Origin of the sequence: Streptomyces sp. CLV115 (assembly GCF_038448545.1) — a bacterium.
GTDB classification, from domain to species: domain Bacteria; phylum Actinomycetota; class Actinomycetes; order Streptomycetales; family Streptomycetaceae; genus Streptomyces; species Streptomyces sanglieri.
Genome location: NZ_JBCEWQ010000034.1, coordinates 34,555 through 51,184, shown reverse-complemented (window position 1 = coordinate 51,184; position 16,630 = coordinate 34,555). Strand labels below are relative to the sequence as shown.

13 protein-coding genes are annotated in these 16,630 nt (G+C 71.6%); 10 read left to right on the top strand and 3 right to left on the bottom strand.

Going from position 1 to position 16,630, the window contains the following annotated elements; all coding sequences use genetic code 11:
• The first annotated feature begins 21 nt into the window (after nt 1-21).
• The 9 genes from AADR41_RS14980 to AADR41_RS42890 all read left to right on the top strand — a co-directional run bounded on the left by AADR41_RS14980 (nt 22) and on the right by AADR41_RS42890 (nt 9,298).
• Complete coding sequence (locus tag AADR41_RS14980) at nt 22-696, top strand: response regulator (protein WP_342281879.1); 675 nt, start codon at nt 22-24, stop codon at nt 694-696.
• A gap of 267 nt (nt 697-963) precedes the next feature.
• Nucleotides 964-3,741, top strand: a complete 2,778-nt coding sequence (locus tag AADR41_RS14975; RefSeq protein ID WP_342281878.1) for a DNA translocase FtsK — start codon at nt 964-966, stop codon at nt 3,739-3,741.
• 203 nt (nt 3,742-3,944) lie between these two features.
• Entirely contained in the window at nt 3,945-4,745 is an 801-nt protein-coding gene (locus AADR41_RS14970) for a helix-turn-helix domain-containing protein (protein WP_342281877.1), read from the top strand.
• 144 nt (nt 4,746-4,889) lie between these two features.
• Nucleotides 4,890-6,365: a 30S ribosomal protein S12 methylthiotransferase RimO gene (gene rimO, locus AADR41_RS14965; RefSeq protein WP_342281876.1), complete on the top strand. Its 1,476-nt coding sequence runs from the start codon at nt 4,890-4,892 to the stop codon at nt 6,363-6,365.
• On the top strand, nt 6,362-7,075 hold the full coding sequence (gene pgsA, locus AADR41_RS14960) for a CDP-diacylglycerol--glycerol-3-phosphate 3-phosphatidyltransferase (RefSeq protein ID WP_342281875.1): 714 nt from the start codon (nt 6,362-6,364) through the stop codon (nt 7,073-7,075). Before rimO ends, pgsA begins: the two co-directional genes overlap by 4 nt.
• Nucleotides 7,072-7,581, top strand: a complete 510-nt coding sequence (locus AADR41_RS14955) for a CinA family protein (RefSeq protein WP_342281874.1) — start codon at nt 7,072-7,074, stop codon at nt 7,579-7,581. Before pgsA ends, AADR41_RS14955 begins: the two co-directional genes overlap by 4 nt.
• A 109-nt stretch (nt 7,582-7,690) precedes the next feature.
• Nucleotides 7,691-8,074 (top strand): helix-turn-helix domain-containing protein, encoded by a 384-nt coding sequence (locus AADR41_RS14950; RefSeq protein WP_335933337.1) that lies wholly within the window; start codon nt 7,691-7,693, stop codon nt 8,072-8,074.
• A gap of 213 nt (nt 8,075-8,287) precedes the next feature.
• Nucleotides 8,288-8,479: a CsbD family protein gene (locus AADR41_RS14945; protein WP_342281873.1), complete on the top strand. Its 192-nt coding sequence runs from the start codon at nt 8,288-8,290 to the stop codon at nt 8,477-8,479.
• A gap of 465 nt (nt 8,480-8,944) precedes the next feature.
• Nucleotides 8,945-9,298, top strand: coding sequence for a hypothetical protein (locus AADR41_RS42890; RefSeq protein WP_446751043.1), 354 nt, complete (start codon nt 8,945-8,947; stop codon nt 9,296-9,298).
• Here the strand turns inward: AADR41_RS42890 and AADR41_RS14940 are convergent.
• The 3 genes from AADR41_RS14940 to AADR41_RS14930 are packed head-to-tail and all read right to left on the bottom strand — an operon-like array spanning nt 9,246 to nt 15,564.
• Nucleotides 9,246-10,010 carry an SDR family NAD(P)-dependent oxidoreductase gene (locus AADR41_RS14940; protein ID WP_342281872.1) on the bottom strand — a complete coding sequence of 255 codons (765 nt, stop codon included), beginning with the start codon at nt 10,008-10,010 and terminating at the stop codon, nt 9,246-9,248. The genes AADR41_RS42890 and AADR41_RS14940 overlap by 53 nt on opposite strands.
• A gap of 50 nt (nt 10,011-10,060) precedes the next feature.
• Nucleotides 10,061-10,861, bottom strand: coding sequence for a DNA-formamidopyrimidine glycosylase family protein (locus AADR41_RS14935; protein WP_342281871.1), 801 nt, complete (start codon nt 10,859-10,861; stop codon nt 10,061-10,063).
• Between the two features lie 38 nt (nt 10,862-10,899).
• Nucleotides 10,900-15,564: an Lhr family ATP-dependent helicase gene (locus AADR41_RS14930; RefSeq protein ID WP_342281870.1), complete on the bottom strand. Its 4,665-nt coding sequence runs from the start codon at nt 15,562-15,564 to the stop codon at nt 10,900-10,902.
• A gap of 206 nt (nt 15,565-15,770) precedes the next feature.
• Between AADR41_RS14930 and AADR41_RS14925 the strand changes: the two genes are divergently transcribed.
• Nucleotides 15,771-16,622, top strand: a complete 852-nt coding sequence (locus tag AADR41_RS14925) for an AraC family transcriptional regulator (RefSeq protein WP_342281869.1) — start codon at nt 15,771-15,773, stop codon at nt 16,620-16,622.
• Nucleotides 16,623-16,630 lie beyond the last annotated feature (8 nt).

Below are 16,630 nucleotides of genomic sequence, written 5' to 3'. Positions count from 1 at the left end.
CCGGGGCGAGGAGGACGGGCCATGGTGCAGAAGGCCAAGATCCTCCTGGTCGATGACCGGCCGGAGAATCTGCTGGCGCTGGAGGCCATCCTCTCTGCGCTCGATCAGACACTGGTCCGGGCATCGTCAGGGGAGGAAGCGCTCAAAGCGCTGCTCACGGACGACTTCGCGGTCATTCTGCTGGACGTCCAGATGCCGGGCATGGACGGTTTCGAAACCGCCGCGCACATCAAGCGACGGGAACGGACCCGGGACATCCCGATCATCTTTCTCACCGCGATCAACCACGGCCCGCATCACACCTTCCGGGGTTACGCGGCAGGCGCGGTGGACTACATCTCGAAGCCGTTCGACCCATGGGTGCTCCGCGCCAAGGTCTCGGTCTTCGTCGAGCTGTACATGAAGAACTGCAAGCTGCGCGAGCAAGCGGCGCTGCTGCGGCTCCAGATCGAGGGCGATCCGGGCGGCCCGGGCCATGAGGGCGAGCCCGCCGGGCTGCTCGCCGAGCTCTCCGCTCGGCTGGCGGCCGTCGAGGAGCAGGCGGAGGCGCTCTCCAAGCAGCTCGACGACGAGTCGGCGGACGCGGCGGCGGTGGCGACCGCCGCCCATCTGGAGCGGAAGCTCACCGGGTTGCGCCGGGCGCTCGACGCCCTGGAGCCCGGCACCGGAAGCAGCAGCATCGGCCTTCCCTCGTAACGCCGCACGCGCACGCCGTATCCACCGCGCCCGGATGCCAGGGAAGACCGGGGCCGCGGGCCCGGTCCGGGGTGCCACTTCGGGCCGGGGAACGGGCGGTTGCGCGGGGCCCGGATCCAACTGACCCTTCCGGTCGGCCGGTCCACGGCCGGAAACGGGGCACTCGCGGTGAGGTCGCGTCAGTTTGCGGCCCCTGTGGGGCGACACGGTCGGGTGAAGCAGCAGTCGCACGTGTTCACAGCCGCCGACAACGGTAACCTCGGCACCATGGCCTCACGTACGTCCGGCAAGGGTTCCCAGGGCACGGCGGGCACCGCGAAGCGCGTCGGCCGTACCGCGGGACCGGCCAAGAAAGCCGCGCCCGCGAAGAAGACCGCCGCGAAGAAGACCGCGCCCGCCAAGAAGGCGCCCGCGAAGAAGACCGCGGCGAAGAAGGCGCCCCCGCCCAAGCCCGCCCCGTCGCCCACCGGCGGTGTGTACCGCCTGGCGCGCGCCGTCTGGCTCGGTACCGCCCACGCCGTCGGAGCGACGTTCCGCGGCATAGGGCGGGGAGCCAAGGGGCTCGACCCCGCACACCGCAAGGACGGCGTCGCACTGCTGCTGCTCGGCCTCGCGCTGGTCGTCGCCGCGGGCACCTGGTCGAATCTGCGCGGGCCCGTGGGCGACCTCGTGGAGATGCTCGTCACCGGGGCCTTCGGCCGGCTCGATCTGCTCGTACCGATACTGCTCGGCGCCATCGCCGTACGGCTGATCCGCTACCCGGAGAAGCCCGAGGCCAACGGACGCATCGTCATCGGGCTGTCCGCCCTCGTCATCGGGGTGCTCGGGCAGGTCCACATCGCCTGCGGATCGCCCGGCCGCGAGGACGGCACCACGGCGATGCAGAACGCGGGCGGGCTCATCGGCTGGGCCGCCTCCAAACCGCTGATCTACACCATGGGCGAGGTCCTCGCCGTACCGCTGCTGTTGCTGCTCACCGTCTTCGGGCTGCTGGTCGTCACCGCCACCCCGGTGAACGCCATTCCGCAACGGCTCCGGCTGCTCGGCACCAAGCTGGGCCTCCTCCACCCGGAGTACGACCCCGAGGCGGACGAGGAGAACGACGACGAGCGCTACGAGGAGCAGTGGCGCGAGCAGCTTCCCGCGCGCTCCCGCCGTTCCCCGGCCCGCCGCTCCGACGCGCCCGCCGAGTACGACCCGGAGCAGGCCGAGTCCGAGGCCCTCTCCAGGCGCCGCCGGCCGCGCAGGCCCTCCGCGCAGCCCGCGATGAACCGCACCATGGACGCGGTGGACGTGGCGGCCGCCGCGGCCGCGGCACTCGACGGGGCGGTGCTCAACGGCATGCCGCCCTCGCCGATCGTCGCCGACCTCACCCAGGGCGTCTCCGTCGAGCGCGAACGCCAGGGCACACCGGTGCCGGGCGCCAGGGAGGGCGAACCCGGCACCGGGGGAGAGAAGCCGGAGAAGGGGGCGGCGTCCACGGGCGGCGTGCCCGATCTGACGAAGCCGGTGCCCGACTCGCAGTCCCAGCCGCTGCCGGCCCGCGCCGAGCAGCTCCAGCTCTCCGGCGACATCACCTACTCGCTGCCCTCGCTCGATCTGCTGGAGCGCGGCGGTCCCGGCAAGACCCGCAGCGCCGCCAACGACGCGATCGTCGCGGCCCTGACCAATGTCTTCACCGAATTCAAGGTCGACGCCGCCGTCACCGGCTTCACCCGGGGACCGACGGTCACGCGGTACGAGGTGGAGCTCGGCCCGGCGGTCAAGGTCGAGCGGATCACCGCGCTCGCCAAGAACATCGCCTACGCCGTCGCCAGCCCCGACGTCCGGATCATCTCCCCGATCCCGGGCAAGTCCGCGGTCGGCATCGAGATCCCCAACACCGACCGGGAGATGGTCAACCTCGGCGACGTACTGCGCCTCGCGGACGCGGCCGAGGACGACCACCCGATGCTGGTCGCGCTCGGCAAGGACGTCGAGGGCGGCTATGTCATGGCCAACCTGGCGAAGATGCCGCACGTGCTGGTGGCCGGAGCGACCGGTTCCGGCAAGTCGTCGTGCATCAACTGCCTGATCACCTCGGTCATGGTGCGGGCGACCCCGGACGACGTCCGCATGGTGCTCGTCGACCCCAAGCGCGTCGAGCTGACCGCCTACGAGGGCATCCCGCACCTGATCACTCCGATCATCACCAACCCGAAGCGTGCCGCCGAGGCACTCCAGTGGGTCGTGCGGGAGATGGACCTGCGGTACGACGACCTCGCCGCGTTCGGGTACCGGCACATCGACGACTTCAACCAGGCCGTCCGCAACGGCAAGGTCAAGCCGCCGGAGGGCAGCGAACGCGAGCTCTCGCCCTACCCGTATCTGCTGGTGATCGTCGACGAGCTCGCCGACCTGATGATGGTGGCTCCGCGCGACGTGGAGGACGCCATCGTCCGCATCACCCAGCTGGCCCGCGCCGCCGGCATCCACCTGGTGCTCGCGACCCAGCGGCCCTCGGTCGATGTCGTGACCGGACTGATCAAGGCGAACGTGCCCTCCCGGCTGGCCTTCGCGACCTCGTCCCTGGCCGACAGCCGGGTCATCCTCGACCAGCCCGGCGCCGAGAAGCTCATCGGAAAGGGTGACGGTCTGTTCCTGCCGATGGGTGCGAACAAGCCCACCCGAATGCAGGGCGCCTTCGTCACCGAGGACGAGGTCGCCGCCGTCGTCCAGCACTGCAAGGACCAGATGGCGCCGGTCTTCCGCGAGGACGTGGTGGTCGGCACCGCGAAGAAGAAGGAGATCGACGAGGACATCGGCGACGACCTGGATCTGCTCTGCCAGGCCGCCGAACTGGTCGTCTCCACCCAGTTCGGGTCCACCTCGATGCTTCAGCGCAAGCTGCGGGTCGGCTTCGCGAAGGCCGGCCGGCTGATGGACCTGATGGAGTCGCGCAACATCGTCGGCCCCAGCGAGGGATCGAAGGCGCGCGACGTCATGGTGAAGCCCGACGAGCTGGACGGGGTGTTGGCTCTGATTCGCGGGGAAACCGGTTCGTAAGGGTGTTACGGGCAACCGTTTCGTCGGGTCGTACGTCAACTTGGTGGAAGGGGCGGCAGAATGTCCCTCCCGGGGCGGTCCGGAGAATCGGACAGCGTTCGAGTCCGATGGAGGACAAAGTCCTTCCTCCCGGTTGCCCCACCCTTTCGTACCACCCCTAGACTGAACACCCAGCAGGTGGCTCACGCTCGAAAGGCGCCCCCGTGTCCATCGGCAACTCCCCCGAAGACGACCGGCCTTCGATCGGTCGAGTGCTCCAGCAGGCTCGTATCGCCGCAGGTCTCACGGTCGAAGAGATCAGCTCGTCCACCCGGGTGCGCATCCCCATCGTGCACGCGATCGAAGAGGACGACTTCTCCCGCTGCGGCGGCGACGTGTACGCACGCGGCCATATCCGTACGCTCGCGCGTGCCGTCGAGCTCGATCCGGAACCGCTGGTTTCGCAGTACGACGCGGAACATGGCGGCCGTCCCGCACCCACGCCCGCGGCGCCGCTGTTCGAGGCCGAGAGAATCCGTTCCGAACCCCGCCGGCCCAACTGGACGGCGGCCATGGTCGCGGCGATCGTCGCCGTCGTCGGTTTCGTCGGCTTCACGTTCCTCAAGGGCGGCGACGACAGCCCCGCGGCCACCCAGGTCGCGGAGGGTCCCGCGCCGCACAAGAAGAGCCCCGCACCGAAGTCCGACAAGCCCGTCGACCCCAAGCCGGCGCCCTCCGACAGCGCCATCGCCGCGGCCCCCAGGGACAAGGTGACGGTCCGGCTCGACGCCAGCCAGGGCAAGAGCTGGATCTCCGCCAAGGACCACAACGGGCGGCTGCTCTTCGACGGTCTGCTGCTGCAGGGCCAGACCAAGACCTTCCAGGACCAGGAGCGGATCGACCTCGTTCTCGGCGACGCGGGCTCGATCGAGCTCTTCGTCAACGGCAAGAAGGTCGAGGACAAGTTCCGGCCCGGACAGGTCGAGCGGCTCTCGTACACCAAGGGCGACCCGGCGGTCGGCTGACCCCGTACGCACCGCTTCCTCGGACGGTTCCGACACACGGCGAGCGCCCGGCAAACCCGCCGGGCGCTCGCCGCATTGTTACTCGGTGTAACGGTGGAACCCTGCGCGGCGGGGCGAGTGCCGGGACAAAGTAGTCTTGAGCCCATGCCCGAACGCCGTACCGTCGCCCTTGTCACTCTTGGCTGCGCCCGTAACGAGGTGGACTCGGAGGAGCTTGCAGGCCGCTTGGCAGCGGACGGCTGGGAGCTCGTCCAGGATGCCTCCGACGCGGATGTCGCCGTCGTCAACACCTGTGGATTCGTCGAGGCCGCCAAGAAGGACTCCGTCGACGCCCTGCTCGAAGCCAATGATCTGAAGGACCACGGCCGGACCCAGGCCGTGGTCGCCGTCGGCTGCATGGCCGAGCGCTACGGCAAGGACCTCGCCGAGGCCCTGCCCGAAGCGGACGGTGTCCTCGGCTTCGACGACTACGCCGACATCTCCGACCGCCTCCAGACCATCCTCAACGGCGGCATCCACGCCTCGCACACCCCGCGCGACCGGCGCAAGCTGCTGCCGATCAGCCCCGCCGAACGGCAGGACGCAGCCGTGGCGCTTCCCGGCCACGCGCAGGAGGCCGCACCTGCCCCCGCCCCCGAGGACCTCCCCGACGGCGTCGCGCCGGTCTCCGGGCCGCGGGCGCCCCTGCGCCGCCGGCTGGGCACCAGCCCCGTCGCCTCGGTGAAGCTCGCCTCCGGCTGCGACCGCCGCTGCTCCTTCTGCGCCATTCCGTCCTTCCGCGGCTCGTTCATCTCGCGGCGTCCCTCGGACGTGCTGCAGGAGACCCGCTGGCTGGCCGAGCAGGGCGTCAAGGAGGTCATGCTGGTCTCCGAGAACAACACCTCGTACGGCAAGGACCTCGGCGACATCCGGCTGCTGGAGACGCTGCTGCCGGAGCTCGCCGACGTCGAGGGGATCGAGCGGATCCGGGTCAGCTACCTCCAGCCGGCCGAGATGCGGCCCGGCCTCATCGACGTGCTGACCTCCACGCCGAAGGTCGCGCCCTACTTCGACCTGTCCTTCCAGCACTCCGCCCCCGGTGTGCTGCGGGCGATGCGCCGCTTCGGTGACACCGACCGGTTCCTGGAACTGCTGGACACCATCCGGAGCAAGGCTCCGCAGGCCGGTGCCCGCTCCAACTTCATCGTGGGCTTCCCCGGCGAGACGGAGGCCGACCTGGCGGAGCTGGAACGCTTCCTCACCGGTGCCCGGCTCGATGCCATCGGCGTCTTCGGCTACTCCGACGAGGAAGGCACCGAGGCCGTCGGCTACGAGAACAAGCTGGACGCCGACGTCATCGCCGAGCGGCTCGCACACATCTCGCAGCTGGCCGAGGAGCTCGCCTCGCAGCGTGCCGAGGAGCGCCTGGGCGAGTCGCTCCAGGTGCTGGTCGAGTCCGTGGACGACGAGGACGGGGCGGTGGGCCGCGCGGCACACCAGGCACCCGAGACGGACGGCCAGGTGCTCTTCACCACACGCGACGGCCTCGTACCCGGCCTTATGGTCGAGGCAAAGGTCGTGGGCACCGAAGGAGTGGATCTGGTGGCCGAGTGTTCCGAACTCGTGGAGGCAGCCAGATGACGGGAGTCCCGGCATCCGCGGCAGGCGGCTCCGGCGCGAAGCCGGTCCGCGGCGGCAAGCTGGGCACTGCGGCCGTCAATCAGGCCAGCCTGTGGAACATCGCCAACCTGCTCACCATGCTGCGGCTGGTGCTGGTGCCCGGCTTCGTGCTGCTGCTGCTGCACAACGGCGGGTACGACCCGGCCTGGCGGTCGTTCGCCTGGGCGGCCTTCGCCGTAGCCATGATCACCGACCTGTTCGACGGGCATCTGGCGCGCACGTACAACCTGGTCACGGACTTCGGGAAGATCGCCGACCCGATCGCGGACAAGGCGATCATGGGCGCGGCACTGATCTGTCTCTCGTATCTCGGTGATCTGCCCTGGTGGGTCACGGGCGTGATTCTCTTCCGCGAGATCGGCATCACGCTGATGCGCTTCTGGGTGATACGGCATGCGGTGATTCCGGCCAGTCGCGGCGGGAAGATGAAGACCCTGGCGCAGGGGACGGCCGTCGGGATGTACGTCCTGGCGCTCACCGGACCACTGGCCACCCTGCGCTTCTGGGTGATGGCGGTGGCCGTCGTGCTGACGGTCGTCACCGGGCTCGACTATGTGCGCCAGGCCGTCTTGCTGCGCCGCAAGGGGCTCGCGGCCGAGCGGGCCGCCGCAGCGGCCGGATCGGTCCAGGGGGCCGCGGGAAGCCGCGATTCGGCGGAGGCCGAGCGGTGACTGCCGCGGCCCGGGTGCTGGAGCTGCTCGTGGAGCGTGGTGAGACCCTTGCCGTCGCGGAGTCGCTGACCGGCGGTCTGGTCGCGGCGGAGCTGACCTCGGTACCGGGTGCCTCGCACTCCTTCCGGGGCTCCGTGACGGCGTACGCGACGCCACTGAAGCGGGATGTCCTGGGGGTGGACGGCGTGCTGCTGGCGGAGCGCGGGGCGGTCGACCCCGAGGTGGCGCGGCAGATGGCGGTCGGTGTGCGCCGCGTTCTCGGGGCGGACTGGGGCGTGGCCACCACCGGGGTCGCGGGCCCCGAACCGCAGGACGGCAAGGCCGTGGGGACGGTGTATGTCGCGGTGTCCGGGCCGGACGGCGTGGAGAATATGGCTGAGCTGAGGTTGAACGGCGGACGGGCGGACATCCGTAAAGAGAGCGTACGGAGCGTGCTCGAACTGCTCTCCGCCGAACTCGGCAAGAATGCAAGCGCACAGGATACGGAACAGAACGGGGGGAATTGATGTTTGCAGCCCTGAGTGAACACGACATCGCTCCCCGCACGGCCGCGGCGCAAGGCGGTACGGTGGGGCGTGAAGGATGCGGCTACGCGGTCCGAGGAGGGAGCCACCGATGATTCTGCTCCGTCGCCTGCTTGGTGACGTGCTGCGTCGGCAGCGCCAGCGCCAAGGCCGTACTCTGCGCGAAGTCTCCTCGTCCGCCCGAGTCTCGCTCGGCTATCTCTCCGAGGTGGAGCGGGGGCAGAAGGAGGCATCCTCCGAACTGCTCTCCGCCATTTGCGACGCGCTTGACGTACGGATGTCCGAGCTCATGCGTGAAGTGAGCGATGAGCTGTCGCTGGCCGAACTGGCCGAGTCGGCAGCAGCCAGCGATCCGGTGCCTGTGCCGGTGCGCCCCATGCTCAATTCCGTCTCCGTGACGTCGGTGGCGGGTGTGCCGACGGGACGGGTGACCATCAAGGCGCCCACGGAAGCGGTGGATGTCGTCGCCGCCTGACCCGTGTGGTCCGGTGTGAAGTGGTGTGTGTGGCGGAGCCCCGGTCGTCCCCTTGAGGGGGCGGCCGGGGCTTCTGCGTGCTCGGGGGACACGGGGGGCGAGGGGCCGGGGAAGGTGGGGTAGGACAACTCTCAAATGACCGATTTGGTTCATTTGTGCCATCGTGGGTGGTGTCGAACGGGCAGAGAAGTTTCCCCATCCGAAGGAGTCGTAATGGTTGACGAAGGCGCCAAGGACAAGCTCAAGGGCAAGGCGAAGGAAGCCATGGGCAAGATGACCGGCGACCGTCGCAAGCAGGCCGAGGGCAAGATGGACCAGGCCAAGGGCCAGGCCAAGGACGCCATGGGTGACGCCGAGAAGCGCGCGGAGGGCATGAAGGACTCCTTGCGCCGCGACGAGCACTGACCGCGTCCACTGGACCCCCACTCGTCGAGAACGGTGGGGGTCCGGTGGTGCCGGTCCGGTTCTCGTTCCGTTCTGGATGCGGTCCGGGCGCCGCCGGGCGAGACTGCGAGGAGCGGAACGCCGGCCGGCGGGATCGCGGAGCGATGTGACTGCCGCGCGGTGTTCTCGCGGTTGCGATGTGATCGCCGCGCGGTGGCGGTACGGCGCCGGGTCGTTGCGGCGCGGTGTGAACGAAGCGCTGTCGTGTCGCTGCGCGGTATGGGCCGCGGTGCGGTGGGGCGCGTGTTCCGGTTCCGTGCCGGAGGGCGTCCGGCCGTGGCGGCCTCCGATCCGGCGCGGCACGCCCCGGAGTTCCGGACAAGAGCGTGCAACGGTCTGCGGCTGCGCGAAGCGCGCCGGTGGTGCGCCGATGCGCTCTCCCGCCGGGTGAGCGCGCCGCACTAGATTCGGCCGGAGGAGGCAGCCATGGTACGGCGATGGGTACCGGCGCTCGTTCTCGGCGGAGTGTGGTGGTGGGCCGTACTGCGGCTCGCGCTGGAACCGGCCCATGCGGGGCTCGTCGAGAGTGCGGTGGCGGCCGGTGGATGGGGCCTGAGTCTGCTGCCCGTACATGTGGCCGCGACCGCCGGTGCGGGCCGGAAGAAGGCGAGCGCGGACGGCTCGGCGACGGACGCTGCTTGGTGGTCGATCCTCGGTGCTTGGTGGGCGGGGCGTTGGTTCGCTGCCGGGGAGCCGGGTGCGGAGCGGGTCCGGCAGGTCGCGCGGGTCACCAGGGCATGGCTACGCCGCCGTTGGGGCGGAGGATCTGGCCGGTCATGAAGGCCGACGCGTCGGAAGCGAGATGGAGCACGGTGTGGGCGACGTCCTCGGGTTCGCCCACCCGCCCCAGCGGCGAGATCCGGGCCATCGTCGCCTCGACCCGGTGCTGCCGGTCCGAGTCGTGCCGGGCGGTCATGGGCGTACGGATCCAGCCCGGGGCGACGGTGTTGACGCGGATCGCGTGCGGCCCCAACTCCGTGGCCAGTGTCTTCGTCAGCTGGACGACCGCCGCCTTGGCCGCGCTGTAGCAGAGCAGTCCCGGGCCGGCGGAGTCGACCGCCCCCGAGGCCATGGTGATCAGTGAACCGGGGGCACCGCGCGCGATCATGCCGCGGGCCACTTCCTGGCAGGCGTACAGCACACCCTTGAAATTGACCGCGAGGACGCGGTCGAGATCTTCGTCCGAGGTCTCCAGGACGTTGCTCGTATGCATGATTCCGGCGACGGCCGCCAGGATGTCGAGGTCGCCCGCGGCGGCCACCGCGGCCCCGACCCGACTGCGGTCGGTGACATCGAGGACCTGGACGCGGGATGCGCCACCCGCTTCGGTGATCAGGTCCTGGGTCTCCAGCAGGCCCTTCTCGTCGAGGTCCGCGCAGTGCACCGTGGCGCCCGCGGTGGCGAGCAGGACGGCGCAGGCCCGGCCGATGCCGCCCGCGGCGCCGGTGACGAACGCGGAGCGGCCCGTGAGGTCGTACGCGGTGAGGGGCATGACCGGACGGTACGACCGGATCTGACGGATCGTCAACCATTCGGTGGGCCTCAGCCGGTGGGGCCCGACTGGCAGTGCGGGCACCAGTAGGCGGGGCGGGAGTCCTGGTCCCCGGTGCGGATCGGGGTGCCGCAGCGCAGACAGGGGCGGTTGGCCCTGCCGTAGACCCAGAGCCGTTCCTTCGGGCCGGGTCCGCGCGCGGACGTTCCGGTGGTCGTGCGCAGGGGGCGGTCGCGGTTGGCTTCGAGCAGCTGCTTGGCCGTCGTGACCAGGCGTACGACGGTGGGGGCGGGCAGTTCGCCGACGGCGAGCCAGGGGGTGGCGCGGGCCAGGAAACAGAGCTCGGCCTTGTAGACGTTGCCGATTCCGGCCAGATTGCGCTGGTCCAGCAGGGCTTCGCCGAGCGGGCGGCCGGGATCGGCGAGCAGATTGCGCAGAGCGGTGTCGGGATCCCAGTCGGGGCCCAGCAGATCGGGGCCGAGATGACCGACCGCCTTGCCCTCGTCCCGGGTGCGGAGCAGCTCCAGGACGGGCAGCCGGTAGCCGACGGCGGTGTGCTCGGCGTTGGCGAGGATCGCGCGGATCTGGTGCGCGGGGCCACCGCGCCAGCGTTCCCCCGGGGCGTAGACGCGCCAGGCACCGTCCATCCGGAGATGGCTGTGCAGGGTGAGGCCGCCCTCGACCCGGGTGAGGAGGTGCTTGCCGCGCGAGACCACGTCCAGGACCGTCCGGCCGGTGAGGTCGGCGGTGGCGAACCGGGGGACGCGCAGGTCGGAGCGGGTGAGGACCCGACCGGCGAGTGCGGTGTGCAGGCGTCCGGCGGTCTGCAGGACGGTGTCTCCTTCGGGCATGCCTCCATGATGCGGGTGGGGAGCGGCACGCCGGTGGTTCAGGCGCGCAGGCGGAGCCCTCTCGGGGTCGCGAGGAAGCCGGCCGCCTCCAGGGTGCGGCCGAGCGGGGAGGTCAGGGACGGTGCGCCATTGGTGCGCTCCACCGTGACCGTGCCGAGCGCACCTGCGCGGGCGGCCGCCGCCAGTGCCCCGGCCGCCGCGAGGAGCGCCGGGTCGTCCGGGTCGGTGGGCCAGGCCAGCAGCGTTTTGCCGCCGCGCTCCATGTACATCGCCAGCTCGCCGTCGACCAGCACCACCAGGGCGCCCGCCTTGCGGCCGGGCTTGTGCCCGGCGCCGTCGGGCGGCTCGGGCCAGGGCAGTGCCGCGCCGTACGCGTTGGCAGGGTCCGCCGCGGCGAGGACCAGGGCGTGGCGCGCGGTGCCCGGCTCCGTACGGTCGCGGGCGGTGGACGTGGCGCGCAGCCGGTCCACCGCCCCGTCCATCGCGAACTGCGCCGCCCCCAGGCCCTCGACGACATACCCGCGCCGGGCCTGCCCGTTGTCCTCGAAGGCGGACAGGACGCGGTACGTCGCGGAGAAGCCGCCTTCGACGCCCTCGGCCTGGACGGCCCCGCGGGTCACCACCCCGTGGCGGTCGAGGAGGGTACGGGCCAGCGCGTGAGCACGGTGCGTGGGGTCGGGTTCGACGGCGGGCAGCAGGGACCAGCGGCCCGAGACGGTGGGCGGGCCGGTGCGGGACGCGGGCCGGGCGGCGGAGGTGAGCGAGCCGTAGCGCCCGCGCGGGACACTGCGTCTGGCCCGGTGGGCCGTCGACCCCGCCGTGCGGCCGGAGCCCAGCAGTGAGCGCAGCGGGGCGAGTGTGTCATTGGTGAGCCGGCCCGACCAGGCCAGCTCCCAGATGGCGTCGGCGAGTTGCGGATCGGTGCAGTCCGGATGAGTGGTGGCGCGGACCTGATCGGCGATCTGCCGGAAGAACAGTCCGTATCCGCCGCTCAGGGCGGTCAGGACGGACTCGTGCAGCGAGCTGAGCTCCAGCGGGTGCGGCGGCGGGAGAAGCAGGGGCGCGCTGTCGGCGAGGTAGAGGGACAGCCAGCCGTCCTTGCCGGGGAGGGCGCCGGCGCCGGCCCAGACGACCTCGCCGGTGGTGGTCAGCTCGTCGAGCATCGCGGGGGTGTAGTCCGTGACCCGGCCCGGCAGGATCAGCTTCTCCAGCGCCGACGCCGGGACGGGGGCGCCCTGCAACTGCTCGACGGCGCGGGCCAGTCCGTCGATGCCGCGCAGGCTGTTGCCGCCCAGGTGCTGCCACTTCGGTAGGAAGCCGGCGAGGGCGGCGGGCGGGACCGGTTCCAGCTCGTGGCGGAGCGCGGCGAGCGAACGGCGACGCAGTCTGCGCAATACGGTGGCGTCGCACCACTCCTGGCCGATGCCGGCGGGATGGAACTCACCCTGGACGATCCGGCCGGACGCGGCGAGCCGCTGCAACGCCCCGTCCGTGACGGCGGTGCCGAGGCCGAAGCGGGTGGCGGCACCGGTGGAGGTGAACGGGCCGTGCGTACGGGCGTACCGGCCGAGGAGATCGCCGAGGGGGTCCTTCACCGGCTCGGTGAACGCCTCGGGGACGCCGACCGGGAGGGCGGTGCCCAGTGCGTCCCGCAGGCGGCCCGCGTCCTCGATCGCGGCCCAGTGAGCGGCGCCACCGATCCGGACCCGGATGGCCCGGCGGGCCGCGGACAGCTCCGGAGCCCATGACGGGTCGGCGCCGCGCTCGGCCAACTCCTCGTCGGTGAGCGGACCGAGGACCCGGAGGAGGTCGGCGACGCCCTCCACGTCCTTGATCCGGCGGTCCTCGGTCAGCCACTGGAGCTCCTGCTCCAGCTCGGTCAGGACATCGGCGTCGAGCAGCTCGCGCAGCTCCGCCTGGCCGAGGAGCTCCGCCAGGAGGTGCGAGTCGAGCGAGAGGGCGGCGGCCCGCCGTTCGGCCAGGGGGGAGTCGCCCTCGTACAGGAACTGGGCGACGTAGCCGAACAGGAGCGAGCGCGCGAAGGGTGAGGGCTCCGGGGTGGTCACCTCGACCAGCCGGACCCGGCGTGCTTCGAGGTCACCCATGAGCTCCGTGAGCCCGGGTACGTCGAAGACGTCCTGGAGACATTCGCGGACCGCTTCCAGGACGATCGGGAAGGAGCCGAACTCCGAGGCGACCTGGAGGAGTTGCGCAGCACGCTGACGCTGCTGCCACAGCGGGGTGCGTTTGCCGGGGCTGCGGCGCGGCAGCAGCAGGGCGCGGGCCGCGCACTCGCGGAACCGGGAGGCGAACAGGGCCGAACCGCCGACCTGGTCGGTGACGATCTGTCCGATCTCGCCCTGCTCGAACGTCACGTCCGCCGCGCCGACGGGCGGTTGTTCGCTGTCGTGGGAGAGGTCCGCCCGCGGCGCCGGACCGGCGGGGCCGTGGGCCGGGCCTTGCGCCGGGTCGAAGTCCAGGAGGTCCAGGCCCATCAGGTCGGCGTCCGGCAGCCGCAGCACGATGCCGTCGTCGGCATGCATCACCTGGGCATCCATGCCGTACCGCTCGGCGAGGCGGGCGCTCAATGCCAGTGCCCACGGCGCGTGCACCTGCGCGCCGAACGGCGAATGGACCACGACCCGCCAGTCACCCAGCTCGTCGCGGAACCGCTCGACGAGGATGGTCCGGTCGTCCGGGACGTGGCCGCAGGCGCGGCGCTGCTCGTCGATGTACGACAGGGTGTTGTCGGCGGCCCAGGTGTCGAGACCGGCGGCGAGCAGACGGTCGCGGGCGTCCTCCTGCGACAGGCCGCCGATCTCGCGGAGGAACGCCCCCAGCGCACGCCCCAGCTCCAGCGGGCGGCCCAGCTGGTCGCCCTTCCAGAACGGCAGCCGGCCGGGAACGCCGGGGGCCGGCGACACCAGGACCCGGTCGCGGGTGATGTCCTCGATCCGCCAGGACGTGGTGCCCAGCGTGAAGACGTCGCCGACCCGGGACTCGTACACCATCTCCTCGTCGAGCTCGCCGACCCGGCCGCCGCCCTTCTTGGGGTCGGCGCCCGCGAGGAAGACCCCGAAGAGTCCCCGGTCGGGAATCGTGCCCCCGGAGGTGACGGCGAGCCGCTGTGCGCCGGGGCGGCCGGTGACCGTGCCGGCCACCCGGTCCCAGACCACGCGGGGGCGCAGCTCGGCGAAGGCGTCGGAGGGATAGCGGCCGGCGAGCATGTCCAGCACGGCGGTGAACGCGGACTCGGGCAGCGAGGCGAACGGGGCGGCGCGACGGACGGTCGCCAGCAGGTCGTCCACCTGCCAGCTGTCCAGGGAGACCATGGCGACCAGCTGCTGGGCCAGCACGTCCAGCGGGTTGGAGGGAACCCGGAGCGCCTCGATGGAGCCCTCGCGCATCCGCTCGGTGACCACGGCCGCCTGCACCAGATCGCCCCGGTACTTGGGGAAGACCACTCCGGTGGAGACCGCGCCGACCTGGTGCCCGGCGCGGCCGACGCGCTGCAGACCGGAGGCGACCGAAGGCGGCGACTCCACCTGAACGACCAGGTCGACGGCGCCCATGTCGATGCCCAGCTCCAGGCTGGAGGTGGCGACGACGGCCGGCAGCCGGCCCGCCTTGAGGTCCTCCTCGACCTGGGCGCGCTGTTCCTTGGAGACCGAACCGTGGTGGGCGCGGGCGAGCAGAGCGGGGGCGCCCTTCGCCGCACCGGACTCGGCCATGATCTCGGCGGGGGAGTGGGATTCGGCGATCGTCTCGCCGGTGAGCCGCTCGTACGCGATCTCGTTGAGCCGGTTGCACAGCCGCTCGGCGAGGCGGCGGGAATTGGCGAAGACGATGGTGGAGCGGTGCTGCTGGACCAGGTCGACGATCCGCTCCTCGACATGGGGCCAGATCGACGGCTTCTCCGCCTGGCCCGCCCCGTCGGGGTCGGTGGCGGGGGAGCCGCCGAGCTCGCCCAGGTCCTCGACCGGCACGACCACCGACAGGTCGAACCGCTTGGTGGACGGCGGCTGGACGATCTCCACCTTGCGCCGGGGCGAGAGGAAGCGGGCCACCTCGTCGACCGGACGGACCGTCGCCGACAGGCCGATCCGCCGGGCCGGACGCGGCAACAGCTCGTCGAGACGCTCCAGCGACACGGCGAGATGGGCGCCCCGCTTCGTGCCCGCCACGGCGTGCACCTCGTCGAGGATCACCGTCTCGACCCCGGACAGCGCCTCCCGGGCGGACGAGGTCAGCATCAGGAACAGCGATTCGGGGGTGGTGATCAGGATGTCCGGCGGCCGGGTCGCCATCGAGCGGCGTTCGGCGGGCGGGGTGTCGCCGGAGCGGATCCCCACCCGGACCTCGGGCTCGGGCAGGCCCAGGCGCGCCGACTCCTGACGGATGCCGGTCAGCGGCGAGCGGAGGTTGCGCTCCACATCGACCGCGAGCGCCTTCAGGGGGGACACGTACAGCACTCGGCAGCGCTTCTTCGCCTCGGCGGGTGGTGGGACGGACGCCAGGGTGTCGAGCGCGGCGAGAAAGGCGGCGAGGGTCTTGCCGGAGCCGGTCGGCGCGACGACCAGCACGTCCGAACCCTCGCCGATGGCGCGCCAGGCGCCCTCCTGCGCGGAGGTGGGCGCGCTGAAGGCACCCGCGAACCAGCCGCGGGTCGCGGGCGAGAACGAATCGAGCGCAGAGCCGGCCATGTCCCCCATCGTGCACCCCACCACTGACAACGGCCCCGACGCCGTGCACCCGGTCGCCCCTTGCAGCGTGGACCGGTCGCCCGTGACGGCCCTTGCACTGTGTACTCCGTCGCCCGCGACGGCCCTCGCACCGCGCACCCCGCCCACCTGCGACGACCGCCCGGTCGTCTCCGGCGGCCCCGTCCCGGAGCTGCGAGAATTGGTGCATGGCGGCGATACCGGAGTCGGGACCGGGGGAGTGGGCGAGGTACTGGCAGTACGCGGAGCTGCCCGACCTCGATCTGCTGCGTGCCAGGTACGTGCGCCACACCTTCCCGCGCCACAGCCACGAGGGCCATGTCTTCGGCACCATCACCCGCGGGGTCGAGGACGTCGGGCTGCCGGGCGGCACCGTCCACGCCGGGCCCGGGACCGTCGTCATGATCAACCCGGAGGTGCCGCACACGGCCCGCGCGGGTGTGCCGGAGGGCTGGGTGTACGCCACGCTCTACCCGTCCTCGCAGGTGATCAACGACATCGCGGCCGACACGACGAGCCTGCGCGGCACGGTCGGATTCACCGAGACCAGCGTCGTGGACCCGTACGCGGCCCGGCTGATCCGCGAGGTCCACCGGGCGGCCGAGGAGGGCAACGCGCTCGCCGCCGACACGGTGCTGCGGGTCATGGTCACGAGACTGCTCGGCCGGTGCGGCAGCGCGCTGCCCGTCCGCGCGCCCCGCTCGGCGGGCGCCCGCGCGGTGCTGGAGGGCAGGATGGCGGCGCCGCCCACCCTGGAGGCACTGGCGACGGAGCTGGGCACCAGTCCGTTCGCGCTGCTGAGAGCCTTCAAGAAGCAGTACGGGATGCCGCCGCACGCCTGGCTCACCGATGCCCGGGTGCGGGCGGCGAGGCGGATGCTGGACGCGGGGACGGCGCCCGCGGAGGCGGCCGCCGAGGTCGGCTTCACCGACCAGCCGCATCTCAACCGTCACTTCACCCGGATCGTGGGGGTGCCACCCGGCGCGTACCAGCGCGAGCGCGCAAGAACGTACAAGACCGGTCCCGATCTGCCCAGGTAGCGTTCCGG